The 22,394-nt window shown below is 64.9% G+C and carries 17 protein-coding genes; 4 read left to right on the top strand and 13 right to left on the bottom strand.

The window, feature by feature from the left end:
- Window positions 1-15 precede the first annotated feature (15 nt).
- The 3 genes from ACOQPD_RS01395 to ACOQPD_RS01385 form a co-directional block, all read right to left on the bottom strand.
- Window positions 16-2,496, bottom strand: coding sequence for a hypothetical protein (locus ACOQPD_RS01395; protein ID WP_420613124.1), 2,481 nt, complete (start codon window positions 2,494-2,496; stop codon window positions 16-18).
- A 95-nt stretch (window positions 2,497-2,591) separates the two neighbouring features.
- Entirely contained in the window at window positions 2,592-3,785 is a 1,194-nt protein-coding gene (locus ACOQPD_RS01390; protein ID WP_420611466.1) for an ISL3 family transposase, read from the bottom strand.
- 51 nt (window positions 3,786-3,836) lie between these two features.
- The gene (locus ACOQPD_RS01385; RefSeq protein ID WP_420613123.1) at window positions 3,837-4,973 is read right to left on the bottom strand and encodes a hypothetical protein; all 1,137 of its coding nucleotides are present in this window, start codon (window positions 4,971-4,973) and stop codon (window positions 3,837-3,839) included.
- Between the two features lie 675 nt (window positions 4,974-5,648).
- Here ACOQPD_RS01385 and ACOQPD_RS01380 point away from each other — a divergent pair.
- Window positions 5,649-6,899, top strand: coding sequence for an aspartate aminotransferase family protein (locus ACOQPD_RS01380; RefSeq protein WP_420613122.1), 1,251 nt, complete (start codon window positions 5,649-5,651; stop codon window positions 6,897-6,899).
- A gap of 35 nt (window positions 6,900-6,934) precedes the next feature.
- Here ACOQPD_RS01380 and ACOQPD_RS01375 read toward each other — a convergent pair whose 3' ends face one another.
- From ACOQPD_RS01375 to ACOQPD_RS01350, 6 genes are all read right to left on the bottom strand, one after another.
- Window positions 6,935-7,822 carry an EamA family transporter gene (locus tag ACOQPD_RS01375; RefSeq protein ID WP_420613121.1) on the bottom strand — a complete coding sequence of 296 codons (888 nt, stop codon included), beginning with the start codon at window positions 7,820-7,822 and terminating at the stop codon, window positions 6,935-6,937.
- Window positions 7,823-7,880: 58 nt separating this feature from the next.
- A complete protein-coding gene (locus tag ACOQPD_RS01370) occupies window positions 7,881-9,107 on the bottom strand; it encodes a DegT/DnrJ/EryC1/StrS family aminotransferase (protein WP_420613120.1) in 1,227 nt (408 codons plus the stop codon).
- 4 nt (window positions 9,108-9,111) lie between these two features.
- On the bottom strand, window positions 9,112-11,469 hold the full coding sequence (gene ppsA / locus ACOQPD_RS01365) for a phosphoenolpyruvate synthase (RefSeq protein WP_420613119.1): 2,358 nt from the start codon (window positions 11,467-11,469) through the stop codon (window positions 9,112-9,114).
- A gap of 66 nt (window positions 11,470-11,535) precedes the next feature.
- Window positions 11,536-14,436: a UPF0182 family protein gene (locus ACOQPD_RS01360; RefSeq protein WP_420613118.1), complete on the bottom strand. Its 2,901-nt coding sequence runs from the start codon at window positions 14,434-14,436 to the stop codon at window positions 11,536-11,538.
- 27 nt (window positions 14,437-14,463) lie between these two features.
- Window positions 14,464-15,666: a hypothetical protein gene (locus ACOQPD_RS01355; protein ID WP_420613117.1), complete on the bottom strand. Its 1,203-nt coding sequence runs from the start codon at window positions 15,664-15,666 to the stop codon at window positions 14,464-14,466.
- Between the two features lie 79 nt (window positions 15,667-15,745).
- On the bottom strand, window positions 15,746-16,783 hold the full coding sequence (locus tag ACOQPD_RS01350) for a PDZ domain-containing protein (protein WP_420613116.1): 1,038 nt from the start codon (window positions 16,781-16,783) through the stop codon (window positions 15,746-15,748).
- A gap of 218 nt (window positions 16,784-17,001) precedes the next feature.
- Here ACOQPD_RS01350 and ACOQPD_RS01345 point away from each other — a divergent pair, with 218 nt between their 5' ends.
- Window positions 17,002-17,595, top strand: a complete 594-nt coding sequence (locus ACOQPD_RS01345; protein WP_420613115.1) for a biotin transporter BioY — start codon at window positions 17,002-17,004, stop codon at window positions 17,593-17,595.
- Here ACOQPD_RS01345 and ACOQPD_RS01340 read toward each other — a convergent pair.
- Entirely contained in the window at window positions 17,592-18,038 is a 447-nt protein-coding gene (locus tag ACOQPD_RS01340) for a molybdenum cofactor biosynthesis protein MoaE (RefSeq protein WP_420613114.1), read from the bottom strand. The genes ACOQPD_RS01345 and ACOQPD_RS01340 overlap by 4 nt on opposite strands.
- A 574-nt stretch (window positions 18,039-18,612) precedes the next feature.
- Here ACOQPD_RS01340 and ACOQPD_RS01335 point away from each other — a divergent pair.
- Complete coding sequence (locus ACOQPD_RS01335) at window positions 18,613-19,707, top strand: zinc-dependent metalloprotease (RefSeq protein WP_420613113.1); 1,095 nt, start codon at window positions 18,613-18,615, stop codon at window positions 19,705-19,707.
- Window positions 19,708-19,757: 50 nt separating this feature from the next.
- Window positions 19,758-20,213 carry a redoxin domain-containing protein gene (locus tag ACOQPD_RS01330; protein ID WP_420613112.1) on the top strand — a complete coding sequence of 152 codons (456 nt, stop codon included), beginning with the start codon at window positions 19,758-19,760 and terminating at the stop codon, window positions 20,211-20,213.
- A 156-nt stretch (window positions 20,214-20,369) separates the two neighbouring features.
- Here ACOQPD_RS01330 and tatA read toward each other — a convergent pair whose 3' ends face one another.
- The 3 genes from tatA to ACOQPD_RS01315 form a co-directional block, all read right to left on the bottom strand.
- Complete coding sequence (gene tatA / locus ACOQPD_RS01325) at window positions 20,370-20,594, bottom strand: twin-arginine translocase TatA/TatE family subunit (RefSeq protein WP_420613111.1); 225 nt, start codon at window positions 20,592-20,594, stop codon at window positions 20,370-20,372.
- 100 nt (window positions 20,595-20,694) lie between these two features.
- Window positions 20,695-21,933 (bottom strand): hypothetical protein, encoded by a 1,239-nt coding sequence (locus tag ACOQPD_RS01320; protein WP_420613110.1) that lies wholly within the window; start codon window positions 21,931-21,933, stop codon window positions 20,695-20,697.
- A gap of 103 nt (window positions 21,934-22,036) precedes the next feature.
- Window positions 22,037-22,318, bottom strand: coding sequence for a WhiB family transcriptional regulator (locus ACOQPD_RS01315; RefSeq protein WP_420613109.1), 282 nt, complete (start codon window positions 22,316-22,318; stop codon window positions 22,037-22,039).
- Window positions 22,319-22,394 lie beyond the last annotated feature (76 nt).

Below are 22,394 nucleotides of genomic sequence, written 5' to 3'. Positions count from 1 at the left end.
GGCTGTGTCGTCTAGTTACGACAAGTCAGCCAGGAGTGCTACTGCTTTCGCCCGATCGATGTCCCACTCCAAGGTCAGGAAGCGGGCACCGAGAATGGTGTTAAACACGTCTGTTCGCTCGTCCTGGTATGTACCCATAGCGCTCTGTTCAGCCAAGCTCAGGAAGGCGTGTGTCCCGTCGAGTTCGGCTTGTACCTGTTCTGCGAGCGTATGAATGAGTCCTAGGAGTTCGTCGGTCAGCGGATCCGGGGGGGTTTCGACAAGCTTCATTTGTGCTGTTGTGAACCGTGAATTGGCTTCTAGCGCCGTGCTGAGCACCATATCGTGTGCCTGCTGATCCTCCGGGAGGTGACAGATACCCGAGAGGACTTGAAGCGCCCCCAGTGCTTCGTCGAAGGTGTTGGCAAGTTCGCTGGGGGCAGGATCTGGGAGCATGGTCGCCCAGTCTCCTAGTTCTAGATACGGCAGCAAAGAGGAGTTGAATCGCATTGCCAGGCTCGGGACCGTATTCCCCTCGCATAGAGGCACCAGCACGTACCCCTCACTGAGAGGCCGCTCGGCTCGCAAAGCTGCATCCAGTAGTTCAAGAGCGGCGGGCCATTCGATGAGCGACCCGAGGTCGACAGTGACCGCGAACTCGACCACCCCGCGGCGAGGCTGGCGATACAACACATTGGTTGTGAGGCCCGTGGCATCGCACTTCCTTTGTAGCACTGCCTTACGAGCTCGGATACGATGTCGTTGTTGAAGCCTGCTCGTGCGGGCTGCTCGATGGAGGGCATCCCTCGCTGATCCAGAGCGTGCGCTCGGGACGACCTTGGAAAGGTCGCCGGCGCTGGCTGCCAGTTCACTGACCACTGCATGGATGTCTGAGAGAACTTCTCGGAGGCGATCAAGACTCGGCGGGTACCCGTAGATGCCCAGCATGGCCCAGGGTTCGTTTCGGGCGTCTGCTAAGTGTTTGCCGATCACCGTATCGGATATATACGCGGCTAGCCCGCGGTACTGGTCTGGCACGGAGAGTCTCTGGAGAACGTTGCCTGTCAGGGCGAGGATCAGGGCGGACAGTGGTTCGTTGGTCAGCGCGGTCGCTTGCTCGGAGATTGCTGTGTCACCGAGTTGGCCGGTCCCTGCTGGCGGCCTGAGCGACCTTCCGGCCTTGTGGAGTCCGTCGATCTGCTCGGCGAGTTCGTCGGAATGGAGACGGTGGGGTCTCCCGGTGACCAGATGAGTGCCAGATTCGTGCGACAGGTACGCTGCCTGGTCGATCAGCGGAAGCGCTTCGGTCAGTCTGGCCGTTGCCGACTCTCCGACAAGCGAGACTGCCGCCCGGACGCGCGCCTGGTTCCAGGCGATGCCGGACTCGGACTGATAGTACTGACGCCGGAGACGGCTGACTCCGTGGGAGTAGTCTCCGATGGTCATCTCGTTATTGCCCGGTGCTAAGGCTTGGATGTCGACCGATTGGATGTGGGGTAGGCAGCACAACAGGAGTTGACCAAGTGCTACAGCTTCCTTCTGAGCGTCCTGCTGCAAGGTGTCGGAGACGTGCAGAAACCTACCGAATGCGAACGGTCCATCGTCCCCGAGACGTATTTCAAGTTCCGTTATCCATGGATTGTGGGCACGTATCCGGCGAAGGACCGTTTCTTCGCCGCCGATCAGACCCAGCAGGTGGTCAGCGACTGTCGGATGGCAAGATCGAGCGGCCGCGATACATTCTGCGAGTTGATCAACCGGCGCCGACCACAGGGTCGCGGCTATTGGCGTGCCCTCTGTGAGGACACGCCTGATCGCCGTGATGAGTGGCTCGTTGCCGTTCTCGAGAACCGCGAACATGTCAGTGGCTTGCAGAATCGTGTTTACCGACGCCAGCAACCGGCTGACAACCTGCTCTCCGATAGCGGCCACCAGGTCTTCGAGGGAAGCGGCTGCCGATACCGAGTTCATTGCTTCCTGCACGCGCCGTATCTCGGCCGGGAGGATGTCTGGAATCGGCATGCCTATCGACGTGTAGTAGAAAAGCATCGGAAGAGTTGATACAGGTACCTCATGCTTATCGGCGATCTCCGTCCATGCTTTGGCGACTTCATAGAAGTCGCCAAGGCGCAACCCCTGCAGGTATGCGGCGAAACGGGCGGGGTGTAGAGGTCCGTTGGTGGCGGATTCGATAACGGTGTCTCTTGCGGATGGTTCGTCGCGGAGCAGGTTCGCTACAAAACGATGAAGGTCCGAGTCGGCAACCAGGTCTAGGACCCTCGCGATTGTGTCCCGGAGGCGCGGTGGCGGTTGATGGTGGATGACTTCGCTGATGGTCTCCGATCGAAGCCGGTGCAGACCCGACATGACACCATCTCGTTCGACGACCAGGTGCTCATCGGTGAGGCGGCTGTTCGCAGCGCGGAGTTCGAAGTCATTGACCCCACAGGCCTCCGCTAGCTCGGAGGTGGCGATCGATACTGTCCATCGATCAGCGGCTGAGACGAGGCTCAGCACTTCCAACTCCAGATGGCGTTGCTCGACGATGCGGCGCTGTACTTGTTGAGGCTGCGCGATTTCGTGGGTTTTGGGTGCTGTAGCCGGTGTGGGGGTCATCTTACGAGGATGCCGCGGGCTGCGTAGTTGTCGGGGTTCGTGAACCCGTGAGCGACGCGTCGTAGGACTTGTAGGAGGTTGTTGATCCCTTCGATGGGTCCGTTGGTGACCCGTCGGGCGCTGTGGTAGGCCAAGATTTCTTCTCCCCAGGAAATGATCGTGTCCACAACGTCGTGGTATTCGGGGATCTGGCCGCTGTCGTAGAGGTCAGCGAACCGGGCGAGCGCCTGGTTGGCTCCTTGGAGGTCGTCGGCTTCGTAGATGCTGTAGAGCTCTTGGAGAGCATCCCACGCCGTCTTGAGCCGAGGGTAAGCCTCGAACAGTGTCTCCAGATGCTTGCGGTGGGCGTCGGTGAGATGGTCTTCTCTCCGCAGCAGGGTGAAGCGCGCTCGGAACAGGTCCGGCTCGAATGCTGGGGGTGTCTGGTCGGGGTCGCGGCGTTGGAGTTCTCGTCTTACCAGAGTCAAGCCTTCGGTGAACCAGCGAACCACATGGAAGCGATCCAGGACGTGGCGGGCGTCGGGCAGGTATTGGCTAATCGCAGCTTGGTAAGACCGTGAACCGTCTGTGACGACGATCTCCACCCCCTGGCACCAGTCCGGCCCCTGTTCCCTAAAGAACCTGCTCAGAGACCCTTTCGTGCGTCCTGGGATCATCGCCAACACCTGTTTGGTGTCCCCACACGCAACCACGGTCACATACCGGTGACGACGCCGAATCGACGTCTCGTCCACCAACAACACCCGACACGGCCGGACCCGACGCCGCTTCGCGACCCGAGCCGAATGGGCTCTCACCAACGCCATGATTCGATGCCAACCCACCCCATGACGGCGAGCCACCGCCCTAATCGACATCGCCCGGGCGTCCTCCACCAGCCGGCGAGAAAGCCGCCGGGTGAGACTCCCCTGAAACTGGTCATGCTCCTCGAGGTGCCGCTCCCCACAGTTGCCGCACACGAACCGCCGACGCCGCCACACCAGCGTCGTCCGCCGGCCCGACACCCCAAGGTCGCGGACCCGCTTGACCCGCCGATCCCACACCCGACGGCAGCGGAACCCGCAATACGGGCACCGCGACCACTCCCGAGACGACTCCACCTCCACCTCCAGGCGGTCAACCGTATCGACCGCCACACCCAGCACCCGAACACCACCCAACCACAAGCGAACGGACATAACATCAGACATCGAGGCCTCCTGGCATCGGCGAACTGGTACTTCACCGATTTCAGCGAGGCCTCACCCCCAAACCAAGGATTTCAGGCCCCCGCACCCACGTATTCGCGCAGGGCCTACTTGTTCATTGATGACGTCGCGGAGGCGCTGGCCACGTGTAAGCATGTGGGTGAACTCAAGCGTCAACCCGCCGGACTCGTTGAATGCCTCCACCCAGTGCGGGATGGTTGTCGCGCCGCGGCGCACCAGACCAGCGAAGATGGTCTCGGCGGCTACTTCGTCGAGTCGTACCGACACCGTGGCACAGCCCGACAGATCCCCCAAAGTGGTGAGTTCCTCAGAACGTGCAGCTGCCACTAGAAATACACCTGGAACGGCAGCCGCCTCGGCGCGCAGACGAGCCCAACCATTCAGACCATCCGTCCCGACAGCGTCGACTAGAAGCCCGACCGGAGCTTCGAGGCTTGCATTGTAAGCGCGGGCGAGGCGAATCAGAGCATGTGCGTCAGTGGCAGCGAGACGACGCACCCGGTACCACAACACGTCGGGCCGCGCCAATGGAACCGTCCACAGAACCGCGCTCTTCCCGACACCCGACGGGCCAGTAATGACGACAGCCGATCTCTCGTCTAGCCCTGACAGAATCTGATCCATCAACTCAGGGCGGGGTACCACCAGACCGGCCGCCACATGATGAGGCTGGGTTGATACGCCCTCGTAGAAACCATCATCCGACTGAACCGACACGCTGAGGTCGAGTGCCTCGCATACACCATCCCGTACAGCTGACTCAAGCGAATCGACGTCAACCAGGTCGGCGACAGCCTCGATACCGGCAACTATTTCCGTCCTCGTAAGACGACGACGGTTCCCATAGTCAGCCGCTGCGTTGGAATCGGAAGCGTCCGCAACCACCGCGCGGAGGTGGCGGGTGACAAGACACAGACCAGAAGGTGGCAGATCGACACGACCTCCGATCAACTCGGCTGTTTCCGCTTCCAGGTCGCCCCAATCGACTCCCACGACTACGGTTGAAGACAGCAAGCGGCCTATCTCAGCACTGCTCGAACCACGCTGGTGGCCGACGCGGCGGAGTTCTGCACCGAGCCGAGAGTCGGCCGACAACACATCCGCCAATGGTTGATCGAAACCGCTCAGACCGTCTTCGTCATTGACACCATGTTCGAAGACAACCACCAAGGTTGATCCGTCACCCGGATGGTTCGACATCTTGTCCCATGAATCGAGAACGTGTCTAGTCGCTTCCCCCACGGGGAATCGGTCACGGCGTGGGAGTCTCGACTTAATCTGCACAAGTCGACCGTCTGGACCCTCCAAGACCATATCCTCAAAGCCCTCGGGTACCAGCGCATCGGCAGCAATGTGGCCCCCTGCGACACGCGCGGCCAGCCAAGCCCCGACCATTTCCTGGAAGTGAAATCCCCGCCCAGCTCGCGCCCCGGCCCTGCTCGACGCCCACGACGCATACAAGACCTCACCATCGCCACTGTCTCCGTTCTGGTGAGACCCGCGGGTCTCACCAGAGGTGGAAGCCAGAGATACTGACCGCCCCCCGCTAGGCGACCGAGATCCGCGCCGCCGCCTTCTGTTCTTCTTCTTACGCGCCACGACACCAGATTCTGCCAGCAACTGACGCCGAGGCAACACGGCCTAGTGGCCGCGATAGGTCATCGAGATTCCCTACGTTGTAGGACTACCAACACGTAAGATGCGGGCTAGTCATTTGTTGGCGTAGGGTGGAAGGCACACGGGTCGTGGCCAGCCGGATCCACCCGGACTCGGTAGCTCGCTATCATTCCCGGCGGCCCTGCTAATGGGCACTATCGACCGCCTCGACCGTTGGAGGGCACACCCATGGCTACCAAGTTCTGGCATCCGTTCGCGGACATGCGGGCTGTGCTCCGGAGTGAGTTGGTGATCGCGCGGGGCGAGGGATGCTACGTGTGGGACGACTCCGGGAAGCGGTACCTCGACGCCGGCGCCAGCCTGTGGTACTGCAATATCGGGCACGGGCGCTCCGAGATCGCCGATGCGGTCGCCGCCCAGATGCGTACCCTCGAGGCCTACTCGACCTTCGGCGACCTCACCTCGCCTCCGGTCAACGAGCTCACCGACCGCCTATCGATGATCGCGCCGGTTCCCGGCAGCGTGAGCTTCCTGACCAGCGGGGGGTCCGACTCGGTGGACACGGCCGTCAAGCTGGCCCGCCGCTACCACACCGCCATGGGACGGTCCGACCGCACCTTCGTCCTGAGTCGGTCGCGGGCCTACCACGGGATGCACACCGCCGGCACCAGTATCGCCGGCATCTCCGCCAACAACGACGGCTATGGCAAGCTTCTGACCGATACAGCTCTGGTCGAATGGGACTCGCACGACTCCCTTCTGGACGCCATCGAGCGGATCGGCGCCGAACGCATCGCCGCGTTCATCTGCGAGCCGATCATCGGCGCGGGCGGCATCCTCGCTCCCCCGCCCGGCTACCTGGAGAAGGTCCGGGGTATCTGCCGGGACACCGGCATCCTGTTCATCGCCGACGAGGTGATCACCGGCTTCGGGCGCACCGGGATGTGGTTCGCCAGCCAACGCTGGAACCTTGAGCCCGACCTGGTCACCTGCGCAAAGGGCATAACCTCGGGCTACCTCCCGCTGGGCGCGGTGATCGCGGCGCCCCACATAGCAGAGCCGTGGTTCGCAGGCGACGCCGGCCTGTGGCGGCACGGCTATACCTACACGGGGCATACCACCGTCGCGGCGGCCGCCATCGCCAACCTCAACGTGATCCAGCGTGAGAACCTGCTGGCAGAGGCGAACCGGCTGGAGACTCAGCTCGCCGCCGGGCTGGGCCCGCTGGCGGCTCACGAACTGGTCAGCGAGGTGCGGTGCGGAGTCGGAGCTCTCGCAGCCATCCAGCTGGCGCCCGAGGCGTTTGCCGAGAACCCGCAGCTACCGGACCTGGTCAACGCCGCCTTGCGCAAGCACGGGGTGTTGAGCCGGATCCTGTTCGGTAACGCCGTACAGGTCTCGCCTCCCTTCGTGATGACAGAGAGCCAGGTGACCGATCTGGCCGAGGCTGTGCGAGCGAGTCTCGACGACGTGGCCTGACATCGCCGGAGGGCGGACCGTGTCCCCTCCAAGCCTTATCCGCTGACGCTGAGGGTTATCACTCCCAGGACGGTCAGGGCGGCGCCGGCAACCACCTTCCAGGTCAGCTTCTCCAGGTCTCTCAGGAACAGGGCCGAGAAGAAGACCACTATCAGCGGCTGGGACATGATGATCGGACCTACCACCGTTACGTCTCCCCCCTCGAGCGCCTGGAACACCGACAGCACTCCGAGACCCGCCAGCAGCCCGGTGGGAATGAACCACTGCCATCCGGGTTCCAGGCGGACGGTGGCTCGCAGGCGGGGCGTGAGAGCCAGGATGACGATCCAGATAAGGATGATTGTGATGGTGCCGCTCACCGCGCCGAAGGCGGGGTGGGGTGTCTCCTCCAGGCCCAGCTTTCGCAGCACGTCCGAAGCCGCGAACGAAATGCCCCCCAGCACCGGTAGGAGGTAGGGCCACCTCCTTGCCTTCCCGGGCCGCCCGACTGCGCCGGACTGCTCCGCCCCCGGCTGGCCCCTCACCAGCACGGTGATGCCACCCGCGATGGCGACCGCCCCGACCACTCGAGAGGTCGTCACCGGCTCGGCCAGCAGGATCCATCCCCCGACCAGGACAAGCGCCGGATAGGTTGCGGTCTGTAGCGGCGTGGCGCTGGAAGGCCCGATCAGCCTCACCGCGAAGATGAAGGCGGTCCTGCCCACGCCCTCCCCGACGATCCCGCCGACCACGAAGAACAGGATCGCTCGGAGGGTCAGCCCGGTCGGTGGATCGGCCAGCGTGAAGGCGCCGGTGACGAGAGCGCCGACCGGCAGCGACACCATCAGACCGGTCATCAGGCTGTTGGTGCGGAAACCCCGGGTGACCGTGATGGCGAGGGCTGAGAAGCTCGCCGCCGCCAGCAGCGCGAAAACTACCGGCACGACAGATCAGCAACCGGCATGCGTACGCGGCCCCGGCCGCCGGATGATCCTGAGCGCATCAGAGATGCCGGGCAATGATGGAACGGATGCGGTCCGCCAGCTGCCGGGCCCTGTCCGGACCTGCCGACATGCCCAGGCCCAGAGGCGCGAGGTTGGGGTCCACAACCCCGATGCCGATGCTCATCGAGCGTGACAGCAGGGCATCGGTCCGGGGCAGCATGCCCCGGTGGTAGCCGGCCGCGGACTCGCGCTCGCAGGAGCAACCGAACGGGCATCCCCGGCCCGACGCGGTGCGTCCTTCCAGCAGGTGCTCCATGTTCGAATAGACGTGCCACCCGGATGCGGCCAGGGTGATCGCACCGAGTTCCTCCACGATCCGCCGCGCCACCTCGGCGGTGGGGAACACCACCACGAGGTGGGTGGCGAGATCACCGCCGGGGTCGGGCCGATCGCGAAATGCAAGGCCGGGCAGGTTCGCCAGGGATTCGCGCACGATGTCCCGATTGACGCGGAGCTGCGACTTGATGCGGTCCAGCTTGGCCAGCTGCGCCAGCAACACCGCTCCCTGGAGCTCCACCATCCGGAAGTTGAGGCCCAGTACGGGCCGGCGGCCCACCTCGACACCGGTTCGATAGGGACTGTGGCCCTGATCGTGCAAAGCGAAGCAGCGCCGGTAAAGGGCTTCATCGTCGGTGACGAGCATGCCGCCGTCCCCGCAGGTGATGGTCTTGTAGATATTGAAGCTGAACACGCCCGCATCGCCGTGGCCACCGAGCCACCTCCCCTTGTAAGTCCCTCCGAACGCCTGGGCCGCGTCCTCGATGAGCGCCACCCCATGACGCTCGGCCACCCGGCGCAACTCGTCCAGGCGGGCCGCGTTGCCCAGCATGTGGACCACCAGTACGGCTCTGGTGCGGGGAGTGATCCTGGCCTCCACATCGGCCGGATCGAGATTGAAGCTGCCATCCACCTCGGCCAGCACCGGATGCGCCCCCGCGTGGATGATCGCCGAGATGGAGGCTACGAAGGTGAACCCCGGGACGATGACCTGGTCGCCGGGACCGATCCCGAGACCCGTCAGGGCCAGGTAGAGGGCGCTGGTCCCGGAATTGACAGCCAGCGCATGCTCCACTCCGGCCAGCCTCGCCACCTCGCGCTCGAAACGCAGGACCTTGGCCGGGAACCCCGCCTCAGGACCGTAACGGGCGAGGTACCCGCTCCGGAGTACCTCCCGGACGCCGGCTAACTCCTCCTCACCGATGACCTCCGTACCGGGCCCGGGCACGACCTCACGCCTCCTGGCCGGACAGGTACATCCAGGTCTCGACCACCGTGTCGGGGTTCAACGAAACGCTTTCGAGCCCCACGTCCACCAGCCAGGCCGCGAAGTCCGGATAGTCGGAGGGCGCCTGACCGCAGATTCCTATGTACTTGCCGGCATCGTGGCACGCCCTGACCGCCAGCCGGATCAGTTCCTTGATCGCCGGGTTGCGCTCGTCGAACATGCCGGCTACCAGGGCGGAGTCGCGATCCAACGCTAGGCAGAGCTGGGCCAGGTCGTTCGATCCGATCGAGAAGCCGTCGAAGAACTCCAGGAACTCCGAAGCGAGCAGGGCGTTGGAAGGTATCTCGCACATCATGATGACCCGCAGCCCGTTCTCCCCGCGACGTAGGCCGTTGCGGGCCAGCACCTCCACCACGCTGGAGGCCTCCTCGACGGTCCGGACGAATGGGACCATGACCTCGATGTTGTCGAGGCCCAGCTCGTTCCGTACCCGCCGGAGCGCCTCGCACTCGAGCGCGAACACATCGGCGAATTCCGAGGACCGGTAACGGGATGCTCCCCGGAACCCGAGCATGGGGTTCTCCTCGGTGGGCTCATACCGGCGCCCGCCCAGCAGATGGGCGTACTCGTTCGACTTGAAGTCGGACAGGCGGACGATCACCGGCTTGGGGTGGAAGCCGAGAGCCAGCGTCGCGATCCCCTCCACCAGCTTGGTGATGAAGAACGACCGGGGATCCTCGTATCCGGAGATACGTTCCTCGATGCCGGCGCGGACATCACCGGGCACGTCCGGGTAGTCGAGCAACGCCTTCGGGTGGACTCCGATGGCGTTGTTGATGATGAACTCCATCCTGGCGAGTCCCACGCCGTGGTTGGGGATCCGGCTGAACCCGAAGGCACGGGAGGGATTCCCGACATTCATCATCACTTTGGTGGGTGGTTCCGGCATGCGATCCAGTTGAACCACCTCGATCCGGAACGGTACGGCTCCCTCGTAGACCCTCCCGATCTCACCCTGGGCGCACGAAACGGTGACCTCGGCGCCATCCTGCAGCCTCCGGGTGGCGTCCCCGGACCCGACCACCGCCGGAACTCCCAATTCCCGGGCGATGATGGCGGCGTGGCAGGTGCGGCCCCCACGGTTGGTCACGATGGCGGAAGCCCGTTGCATGGCGGGCTCCCAATCCGGATCGGTCATGTCCGCGACCAGGACGTCACCCTCGTCGACCCGGTACATGTCGCGGGGAGAGTGGACGACCCTCACCGCGCCGGTTCCGATCCGCTGGCCCACGCTGCGGCCCGTCACCAGCACGGCGCCGCTGCCCTCCAGCCGGAACCGGGTAAGAATTGCCTGGCTCTCCCGGCTCCGCACTGTCTCCGGCCGCGCCTGAACGATGTAGAGGCGGCCGTCATTGGCGTCCTTCGCCCATTCGACGTCCATCGGGCGTCCGTAGTAGTCCTCGATGGCCACCGCTTGGCGGGCCAGTTCCTCGATCTCCGCGTCACTGAGGCAGAACCGCCGCTGGTCGGCCAGCGGCACGTCCTCGACCTCGACCTCGGACCCTCGCAACTCGCCGAACACCATCTGCTGCGTCTTGGTTCCGAGAGTCCGGGAGATCACCGCCGGGCGGCCGGCGGCCAGGTTCCGCTTTGCGACGTAGAACTCGTCGGGGTTTATGCCCCCCTGGACCAGGAGCTCACCCAACCCGTAGGCGCCGGTGATGAACACCACCCCGTCGAAGCCGCTCTCCGTGTCGATGGTGAACACAACCCCGGATGCGGCACTGCGCACCATCCTCTGGACGCCCGCGGAGATGGCGACCCGGCTCTCGTCGTAACCGCCCCGGATCCGGTAGCTGAGCGCCCGGTGGCTGAATAGGGAGGCAAAGACATCCCGGACCGCCCGGACCACCCGGTCGGCGCCCTGCACCCCGAGGTAGGTGTCCTGCAGGCCGGCGAAGGAGGCATCCGGCAGGTCCTCGGCGGTGGCGGATGAGCGCACCGCCACCACGGTCCCGCCCGGCTCGGATCCCAGGCTCTCGTAGGCAGCGCCGATCTCATCTACCAACCGCTCGGGCACCGGCGCACCGGCCACCCAGCGCCGGATGTCCTCTCCGGCGTCGCGGAGGGCTGCCGGATCATCCGTGCCGACCTCGAGTAGCCGCCGGTCGACCCGGCCGTCCAGTCCCGACTCGGCCATGAACAACCGGAACGCGTCCACGGTGGTGGCGAAGCCGTTGGGCACCACCACGCCCAGCGACCCCAGGTTGGAGTACATCTCTCCGAGTGAGGCGTTCTTACCCCCCACCGTTGGAACGTCGCTGAGGGAGACCTCCCCGAACCACCTGATCAGCCCCGGCATGCACCGCCTCCCATGGTCGCGGGCCGTCCATCATAGGATCGGCCGGTTCGCCCCCCGGTCAGCTGCCTACCCTTCCAGCGACCCGACCAGGCGATCGGTCAGCCGGGTGGCTTCGTCGACCTTCGCCTGGTACTCGCCCAGGTCACCGGCGCGGAGGGCCGCATCGGCCTCGCTGAGGAGGCGGTCGATCCGCAGGACCGTGGCCTGCAGGTCGAGGCTCCCGTCGCTCGGACGGGTCACGACGTCCTCGGACGGTGTGTCCTCACGGGAAACGTCGTCGACACCGGAACGGTCTACGACCGGCGCCGAGCCGAAGATCTCGGCCAGGGCCGCATCGAGCGTATCGCTCATGATCGGCGGGGTCTGCTCGCCGTACACCACCACCACCCGCTTGAACTCGGGCAGCAGGACTCCCTCCCCCCTCAGATAGATGGGCTGGATGAACAGGAGCGACTCCTCGACCGGCACCACCAGCATGTTGCCCCGGATGATCTCGGAACCCTGCTGGCCCAGCAGGGTGAACTGCTGCGAGATGACCGGGTCCTGGTCGATCCGGGCGCTCACCTGCTCGAGCCCGTTGATGAGCTGACCCCTGGGCAGGCGGTAGTCGATCATCTTTCCGTACTCCTCGGGGCCACTCTTGGCCACCAGGAAGGCGGTCATGTTGTCCCGGCTGGCCGGGTTGAAGCTCTGGAGGATCAGGTAGGAGAGCTCCTCCTCATCCGGCAGCCTCATCAGCTGGTAGTAGGGAAGGCTCTGGCGGAGGTCCTTTCTGACCCGGCCTGTCTGGTCGAAGGCGTCGCCACGCAGCAACTCGCGATTGGACGTGGCCGGCTCGCCCGGGACCTGCCACTTGTCCTCGTCCTGGAAGAAGTCCTGCGGTTCCAGCTGGTGATAAGTCGCGTACATTTCGGACTGGACCCGGAACATGTCCTCGGGGTAACGCAGATGGCTCCGCAACTCCTCGCTCATCTCGGATGCGTCGGTGAACACCTCTGGGAACACGTTGCGGTAGGCCTGGGTGAGCGGGTCGGTGGGTTCGAGCACGTAGAGGGTCATGGTGCCGTCCTCGGCGTCGACCACCGCCTTGACCGAATTGCGGATGTAGTTGAAGTCACGAGACAGGTCCGAGGTGATCCCGAGACGAGCGTCGATCACGGGCGCCGAGTACGGGTACCGGTTGGTGGTCGAGTAGAGATCGACGATCCACACCAGGCGCTCGTCGATCAGGGCCAGGTACGGATCGTTGTCGGCTTGCATGAAGGGCGCTACGCGGGCGAGGCGATCGACCACGTTGCGCACCATCAACACCCGGGACTCCGGGGTGAGTTCGGGCGAGATGAGGGTGTTGAGGTCACCGAACCGCATGGCCATCGCAAACCGGACCGCGAAGTTGGACAGCTGCACTCCGCCCTCCCCCTCGTAGGTGTTGCGAACCACCGTGTCGTCCTCGCCGGAGGGGAAGTCCACCTCCTGCTGCTTGGTCCTGGTAATCACATAGCTGCCCGTCTCGGCCGTCTCGCCGAAGTAGATGCGGGGCTGGGTGGTCTGCAGCTCGGGCACGATCGACTTGGGCGGAACGTCCCGCACCAGGAAGTCGGGCTCTCCAGTGGTCGGGTTGACATCGTTGGCCCGGGAGATCACCTCCCCGAACCCGTGCGTGTACACCAGCTTCTCGTTGACCCATCCTTCGGCCGGGATGTCCTCCGAGTCCAATTCCCGGGCAGCCACCATCACCTGGGTCAACTCCCCGTTGATCACGTACCGATCAGTGTCGACGTTGGATATCTGGTAGTAGGGGCGGATCGCCTGCAGCTGCGAGTAGGCCGGCACCAGCACGCCGGGGTCCCAGAGCTTCACGTTGCTGATGGTTGCCTGGTTGCCGGCAATGTCCTCGCCGGTGAGGTCGGGCGAGGCCGCGAAGTCGCGGGTCTCCACCTGCCCCGCCCCCATCCCGTAGGCATCGAGGGTGTAACCGATGTGATGCTCGATATAGGGGCGCTCAAGGTTGAACTGGTTGGGTTGGACGCGGAACCGCTCGATGGCCGCCGGAATGATGCCGCCCACCACCACCGAGACGATGAGCCAGAGCCCGCCCGCCACCGCGGGAAGAAGCCAGCCCGCCTGGCGCATATTCCATAGCAGCAACATTGCGCCCAATATGGAGATGGCCATCAGCAAGGTGAGGGCCGGGCGATGGGCGTTGACGTCCGTGTAGGAGGCGCCGAATATCGCGCCTCGGGTCGAATACAGGAGTTCGTAGGAGTCGAGCCGGTAGGCAACCGCCTTGAGTATCGCCAAGGCTGCCAGCAACACCGACAGATGCGACTTGACCCCGCTCGAGACGAGCGGTAGCCGGTTCGGCAGGCGCTGGATGCCGCCGCTCAGGTAGTGGTACGCCAGGGAGACCAGGGCGGAAGCCACCACCAGCTGGATGGACCAACTCACAATGTTCCGGTAGACGGGCAGATCGAACACGTAGAACGACACATCTACGCCGAAGATCGGATCGGTCTTGTCGAACGGCACCTCGTTGAGCCAGACCAGCACGTCCTGCCACCACGCCGCTACCGAGGTGCCGAGCAGGAGCCCGAGAACCACCGCCCCGGCCAGGTGGGCGCGGATCCGGCGTGAGCGCACCCATTGCCGGAAGCGGCGGATCACCTCATCATCAGGGCCGCCGTCCATCAGCGGTCCGATCTTGCAACGGGAGACCACCTCGAGGTTGATCCAGATGACGAGTGCGGCCACCGCAAACCCGATCAGCCCCAGCAGGATCCGAGACAGCAGGGTCGTGACCCAGACCGACGTGGCGCCGACCGAGTCGAACCACAGGTAGTCGGTCCACGCCGTCGCCAGGCCGCTCAGCAGCATCAGTAGCCCGAAGACGACCACCGCCACGAGCACCAGCCAGCGCCTGGAACGGCGGCGCGGCCGCCTGAACGAACCCGGCTCCATTCTGATCATGATCCTGGAGGGTAGCGGGCCGCTACCTCATGCCGGGGCGTTGGCGCGCTCGACCTGGCTCCGTAACCGGGAGAAGAGCGTCGACAACTCGTCCTCGGACGGCGCACCGGCGGAAGGATCGCTCCCGTTACCACGAGCCTTGACGAGCGCACTGCCGGGAACGGGCCTCACTCCGGCCCGAGCCGGCACGTCCGCCTCGGAGGGCCCATCATGACGATCCGGTTGCTCCACGGCTGCGGGTTCTCCGTTCTCCGACTCGTCTCCGTTCTCCGATCCCGCCCGGAGACGAGCCACTTCCCGGGCCATCTCCACGGCATCCACCTCGACTCGGGCTCGCGTCGCAGGAGTATCGACCAACCGAACGCTCCGCGTCCCGTCGGCCCAGCCGAGCCGGATGGCGGACTCGCCGGTCTCCATGTCGCGGTCGTCGTCGCCGGAGGCCTCCGTCGACTCACCGCTCCTCGGCGGCTCAGCAGGTGTCGAACCGGCCGGAATGACGCGGATCGCACCGTACGTTTGGGGTGTGCCCGCTGAACCTGCCTGCTCGACAAGCCCGTCCTCTGCAGGAACCTCCACCACCAGTCGCTTCGTCGGCGTGGTTACGGACGCGGAGTCCTCGCCGCCCGGCGGCTGCAAACCGTCTCCCCTATCGGCGTCCAACTCCAGACTCACCGTACTTGCGAGCTCGACCAGCCGGTCATACTCCACTCTCGCCGTCTGTAGCACGTTCTCCGAGTCCCGGCGGGCCGCGGCCAGCTTGCGCGTCGACCGGCGCTCCGCGTCGTCAATGATCCGGAGGGCATCACGCTCGGCCTCGGCCCGCAGGTCGGCAACCTCGGAACTCGCCGCCTCCAGCATTTCCGTGGCCGCCTCCCAAGCTACCTGCCGCAGCGTGAAGGCCTCGTCCTCAGCCTCGGCCACGATCTGTTGAGCCTGCTGGTGAGCCGACTCCACGCTGTCCGATACATCGATCTCGGCTGTGTCGCGGATGCGCTGTGCCGCCAGTCGCGCCGACTTCAGTACCTCGTCTATCTCCCGTACAGCCGATGCGATGGTGCCACTCAACTCGCGCTCTTGTACCCCTCCGTTCCCGTCGGGTGTGAGAGGCCCCTGAGATGAGAGCCGGGCGATACGGTCATTCGCCTCCCTGACGAATGCCCGCACCTCAAGAGGGTCATAGCCGAGGAGCGTCCGGCTGAAGGTCAATTCCTCGGAATCAGTGGTAGGCATCTCTGTGTTCATATGTGGATAACTCTACCCCGTGATCCGCGCCTTGGGGATAAGTTCACGGGGCGCGGCAGAAAGAGAGTCAGACCGGAAGTCCCCTTACCGCCTCAACCGCTTCGTCAATCGAGGAAACAGCGAGAATCTCGACACCATCCAACCCGGCGGCCAGTGCGTCCGGGTAGTTCTGCTCAGGCACCAGGATGTACCGGGCCCCGGCGTTCCGGGCGGCGATGACCTTCTGGCGGACGCCTCCGACCGGCCCGACGTGCCCGTCCGAAGAGATGGTGCCGGTACCGGCGATGATGTGCCCCCTGACCAGATCTTCTTCCGTGAGCAGTTCGATCAGGCCCAGTGCGTACATCATTCCCGCCGACGGACCGCCCCCGGAGGTGGCCCGGTCGATGTCGATCTCGAATGGCAGCTCCGCGGGAGGCGTGTAGTCGCCCAGACCGACCCCCACCATCGGGCGTCCGGGCTGTTCCGGGTGATCACCCAGGATTACGTCGAGGTCGTGGCGCCCGTCCTCCCTCAGGATGCTGAGCACCACAATGTCCCCGATCTCCCTGGCGCTGATGGCGTCGGTCGCCTCATCGCGCGTCTGGACCGGTGCGTGTCCCACCGCCACCAGCACATCGCCGGGCTCGAGGATCCCGGCCGCCGGCCCGTCCTCCAGCACCGAGACGACCCGCACCCCGTCCTCGGCGCGCTCGACCGGAACCCCCAGATAACCCAGCGCCGCCAGAATGGCGCTGTCCACGGAGTCATCCATCATCTGGAGGTTCCTCTCCCGATGCTCCTCGGGCGTGACACCCTCGGGGCGGATCACGTCTCGCGGCACCACGTCGACACCGGGATCCAGCCAGCCTTCCACCAGGGCATACGCGTTCACCTCCTGGAGGCTGACCGTCAACAGGTAGAGATCCCCGTTCAATGGATGGACGGTGGGACCTCCTTCGACGGTCACATAGTCGACCACCTCGCCGATCGGACCGGGCCACATGGCGTAGTACGGAACCGTGACGAACCACATGAGCCCGGCCACCACCGCCGAACAGACCAGCGCGACCGCTGTGGCCAGCGGCCAGAGACGATCAGCGGGCAGCCGGGCATCCTCGCTCACGGCAGGCTCCGCACCGTTCGGGGAAGCTTCGGAGTGTTTTCGCATGAGGGCTTGATCGAGATTACCCCCCGGCCGTGCACACCGGACCATCAACGCCCGGTAGCCTGTCACTCTTGCCCCGGGCCATCGGAGCCGAGCCACCGGTCGCGTTCCGATGGCCATGAAACCCGCTCCGGCCCGAAAGAGTCCAAAGCCCAGTCACACCAAGGAGCCCACCCATGAGCTACCAGCCCGAGGTGCTTTCCACCCGGATCATCCCGCTCGGGAATATGGACGCACGCGTCGCCACCGCCGTTCGGGTCGCGGCCTTCGCACTCCTGACGGCAGCCTGCGCCCAAATCCGGATCGAGCTGGGCTTCACCCCCGTTCCGATCACGGGCCAGACGTTCGCCGTGCTCCTGACCGGTGCGGTTCTCGGCTCCCGGGAGGGGGCTGCCAGCCAGTTACTGTACGTCGCCCTCGGGGCGATCGGGCTTCCCTTCTATGCCGGCGGGGAAGGAGGCTGGGAATACGCCACCGGGGCAACCGGCGGCTACCTGGTGGGGTTCATTCTGGCCGCCTACGTGACGGGCTACCTCGCCGAGCAACGCCACGACCGCCGCCTCGCCACCTCGGTCGGCACCTTCCTGACCGGCAATCTCATCATCTACGCCCTAGGCACGGCCTGGCTCATGTACACCTTCTCCTGGGATCTGGTGGTCGGGGTCGAGAAGGGAATGGCCCCCTTCATCATCGGTGACACCATCAAGATCCTTCTAGCCGCCGGCGCCACCCCCGTAGCCTGGAAACTTGTAAACCGATCGGACGACTAGGAGCCCGCGGACCAGGCTTCTCCGTCCGGCCAGACTTCCTTTTTCCATATGGGGGCGCGGGACTTGAGTTCGTCGATCAAGTAGCGGGCGGCTTCGAACGCTTCGGCGCGATGGGCACAGGCCACGGCGACGGCCACCGAAGCCTCGGTCAGTTCCACCCGGCCGACCCGGTGCTCGACCACCACCCCGTTCAGGGGCCACCGGGCCGTAGCCTCTTCGACGATCTCCTCGATCCTGGCAACCACATGGGTCTCGTAGGCCTCGTATTCGAGGTGAGTAATCCCCAGCCGTCCGGGAGAATGGTCCCGCACGGTGCCCAGGAAGAGGGCGATGGCCCCACTCGGCGGCCCGCTCACTTCGCTGACGAGAGCGCGCGGATCGATGGGTCGAGCGGAGACCCGTACCCGGCATCGAGCCCGCTCCGGCGGCTGCGGAGATTCCATGAGCCGGAGTGTAGGAGGGTACCGAAAGACGTCCCGTCGGCCCGATCTCCGGCGATACACCCCCGATCAGAGCATCGCGGGCCACCTGTCCCCGTCTTGTTCAGCACCCTCCTATGGGAAGAGCGGTTTGTTGAGAGAGCGGAACGCAGCGACGAAACGCCGACGGCAAACAGATCACGCCAAGCTATTCCGAAGCACACCACAGTGGTGTGACTCGGGATGGCGGTGGGATATGCGCCAGCCGGCGGCGTTACTCGCAAGGCCCGCTGACGAAGGCGTACCCGCAGCGGTCCGTCGAGGAAGCGGAACGCAGCGACGAAACGCCGACGGCAAACAGATCACGCCAAGCTATTCCGAAGCACACCACAGTGGTGTGACTCGGGATGGCGGTGGGATATGCGCCAGCCGGCGGCGTTACTCGCAAGGCCCGCTGACGAAGGCGTACCCGCAGCGGTCCGTCGAGGAAGCGGAACGCAGCGACGAAACGCCGACGGCAAACAGATCACGCCAAGCTATTCCGAGTCACACCACTACCCTCGGAGGGACGCTCCGACTGATCTTGTAGGAGGGCGCAATGACGGATCGCAACCTCCTCGACGAGCTGATGAGGCTGCTCAGCCGGCCGGGCCCCGTCAACTGGGACCTGGCCGAGCAACTGGCCGGCCATGTCTCGGGTGGTCCCGAGCCCATCGATCCCTGGGTTGCCGACGAATACCTGGAACTTGCCCGCCTGGCCCAGTTGAAGGTGCCGGCCGCCACCGGCCTGGCCACGGACCCGACTCTCGAGCCTGTCCTGGTCGGTCGGAAGGAATGGGCGCGGCTTCACCTCCGCTCCTTCCGCTACCTCGTGGATCCGATGGCGGACCGCCTGGACGGGATGGGATCAGGCCCGTTCGGCGGAATGATGAAGCCCCTCGGACCGGTGCTGCTGGGGATGAACGCGGGTGCGCTGGTGGGCACGCTGAGTACGCAGGTGCTCGGCTCGTTCGATGCAGGGCTGCCGGTCGCCAAGCCGGTAGGGATCACCTTCCATGTCCCGAACATAGAGAACTTCGCTGCCGATCACAGCCTCGACCCGCGCCAGGTCAGGCTGTGGGTGGCGCTCCACGAGTCGGTCCACGAGGGGCTGCTGCGCCAGTCGTGGGTGCGACCCCATCTGATCGATCTGTTCGGATCGCTGGTCAACTCGATGGACCTCGACACCGGCGCGCTCGGTGTCTGGCAGGAGGCTCTCGCCGACCCGGCCCGTCTCGAGGAAGCGTTCGCCCAACCGGGAGGGATGAACGCCCTGTTCGGAGGCGGGGTGGATGAGATGCGTCTGGAGGAGGCCCATGCCGCCATGACCGTGGTGGAAGGATACGGCGCCTACCTGGTCGAACAGGTCTCGACCGGGTTGCTTCCCGACCTCGCGACCATCCGATCCGCTATGGCTGAGCAGCTGGCGATGCGGCAGGAGCGGTCGGACGACGCGGGGACGCTCCGGGCAGGCTCGTCCGCAGGTGTCCAGGGCCGGGGCACCGAGTTCTGTGCCGAGGTAGTTACGCGCTGGGGGCCGGAAGCGGTGCGGAGAGTCTGGGGAGGCCCGGCCAACCTGCCATCGCCACAGGAACTCGATGATGTGACGGGCTGGGCGGCAAGGGTCCTGCTGGACGACCCCTTCTCCGGCTGAGGGTATGCGCGGCGCCGATAGTATTGCCCGGAGCCGAAACGAGGAGTGAAATGGCCATCGAAATAGGACAGCAGGCACCGGCGTTCTCCTTGCCGGACACCAATAACGAGCAGGTCACGTTGGAGTCCCTGCGCGGTAACAAGACCCTGCTGGTGTTCATCCCGTTCCCCTTCACCGGGGTATGCACCGACGAGCTCTGCGAGCTGCAGGAGAACCTGGGACAGCTGCAGGAGCTCGGTGCCAACGTGGTCGCCATCACCTGCGACACCCGGTTCAGCAATGATGAGTGGGCCAGACGGGAAGGGATCGAGTATCCGGTGCTGAGCGACTACTGGCCACACGGCGAGACTTCCAAGGCCTACGGCGTCTTCAACGACACTTTCGGCGCAGCGATGCGCTCCACCTTCGTACTGAACGCAAAAGGGACCGTGACCGACATGATCCGATCGGAGGAGATCCTGGTCGCCCGCCAGTTCGAGGACTACCTGACCGCCCTTTCGAACTGATCCAGTGGTCAGTGGTCAGTGAATGTTGTGACCCAGGGACGACACGGACGACCCAACAGCCCTAAAGGGCCACAAGAAACCTGATTGCCTCCAGGTCGCCAACTGGCCGCCGGCAACCACACGCCACCGGCTGCTCGGGGATCAGCGTTAAGGGCGCTAGGTCTCAGTGCCGGAAGTGGTCGTGTTGGAATCGGAGATCGTCGTCGCGGTGGGTGCCGCTTCGTCCTGCTCCTCGGTGCGGCCCTCCTCGATTCCCTTGCGGAACTCACGAGCCGAACTGCCGAGCGAACGCGCCAATTCCGGAAGTTTCCTGGCACCGAACAGGAGCAGGATCACCACGAGGATAACGATGATCTCGCCACCTTGGATCTTGGGAATCATCCTTAGTCTCCCTTCCCTTGGGGACCATGATAACAGCGAAGCCCGGTCAACACCTTGAACGCTCGGGACGATCGGATCAGCACACTGTCGCCGGTGGCGGCTACGCCACCCATGTACTCCAGGCGTCGATGGCAGCCTGGATGACGGCCTCGTCGAGACCGAGATAGCTGGCGGCCAGCGGGATCAACTCGGCGTCGGACGGTGACACTTCGTTCTCGATCTCGTACTGGACCCGGTAGTCGTTGTACTTGCGGAGGACGTCCATCTGATCATCCGTCGGAAGCAAGGACCAGTCCTTCTCGATGGTCCGGTCCACGATCTGGTGGGTGGAGTAATCACCCTTGGTCGCCTCGTCGGCCCGGTCCCAGTCGCCGTGGGGCGCATCGGTCCATCTCCCGAGCGTGGCTATGCCCTCGGGGAAGCGAACGAAGTGGATCACGAGGGCTTGATACTCGCGTGAGAGCCGGTACTCGGTGGCCAGCCGGGTACCCAACCGCCCCAACTGGTCCTTGGTCGTGCCGGCCTCCACCGAGACGGTCAGCCAGACCCGGACCGGGTCGGCGGCTTCTCCGCTGTCGACGATGCTGTGCTCGACAGCCGCCGGCAGGGTGGTCGTGGTCGAGGCCGCAACCGTAGTCGTCGTGGCGCCCGTGGTAGTCGTGCCCGCGGTAGTGGCGGTGGTGTCCGCGGCAGTCGTGGTGGTAGTCGTGGTGGCCGCCGTGGTCGCGACCGTGATGGTCGGAAGGTCGATACCGGCACCGACGCCGATGATGTCGACAATGCGCCCTACCGCTCCGTTGAAGCGCTCGAACGAGACGATGAAGTCACCGAGAGCCGCCCGGCGCCGCTCCCCGGTGTCCGGAGACCTCAGCCCGGCCAGCGCCTCCACCGCGGCATCCGCCATCTCCCCGGACGCCTCCCAAGCCGTCTGATGTTCCACCTGAAGGCCGAACTGGGTGGGCGGCTCCAGCAACCCGACAGCGTCACGGAGTTGGCGGGCCCGGTCCCTGATGCCCACCAGGGACCCCTCTGTCTCGCCGAAGTCGACGCCGGTAACCGATCGATTATCCCAGTCGTTGTTGGCTGCTCGCATTTCCAGCGCCACCTGGCCGGTGGCCACTGCGATGTCCCGCAGGTCTTCGAGATAGGCCAGAACGGCCGGGCCGGGGAACTCCTCGTCGGGCATGGTGGTGGTCGTGGTCGGCGCGGTGGTATCCACCTGCGTCCCCGCGGCGGTCGTGGTGGTGGTCAGGAGGACAGCCGTCGTCGTATCGGGCGCAGAGGAGGTCTCAGGAGGGACTTCCTCGGGATCGGAGGAACACGCTGCCAGGGCGAACACGGCAGCGCACAGGAGCCAGAGTGCGCGATTCCGGGCAATTAGGGCTAACGGGGAAGGTGTCATCCCCTTACTGTAACTGTGGGCCCGTGAAATTGGGAAATATTCATGAGACGGCGCGCTGGAGAGCCTCAGCAGCTCGCTGCTTGCGGATCTTCCTCCGCTCCCGCTCCGAGAGACCACCCCAGATGCCGAACTTCTCCCCTCGGGTCACGGCATATTCGAGGCAGTCAACCCGCACCTGGCACTCGGCGCAGATCTGCTTGGCAGCCCGAGTCGATGCTCCACGGTCCGGGAAGAAGAGATCGTGATGGGCGCCGAGGCAGTTGGCGTATTCCTTCCAACCGACCTGCTCAACGGCAAGCGCATCAATGAGTTCGCGCCGCAATGTCCACCCCTACTTACACACGCGCAATTACGCCATTGTAATATAGTTGGCACTCGCGGCGGGCGTCAAGCCGGTT

Origin of the sequence: Candidatus Spongiisocius sp., from assembly GCF_965221825.1 — a bacterium.
Classification (GTDB): domain Bacteria; phylum Actinomycetota; class Acidimicrobiia; order Spongiisociales; family Spongiisociaceae; genus Spongiisocius.
Note: the sequence above shows the minus strand (reverse complement) of the source record. Positions and strands in the feature narration are given on the sequence as shown.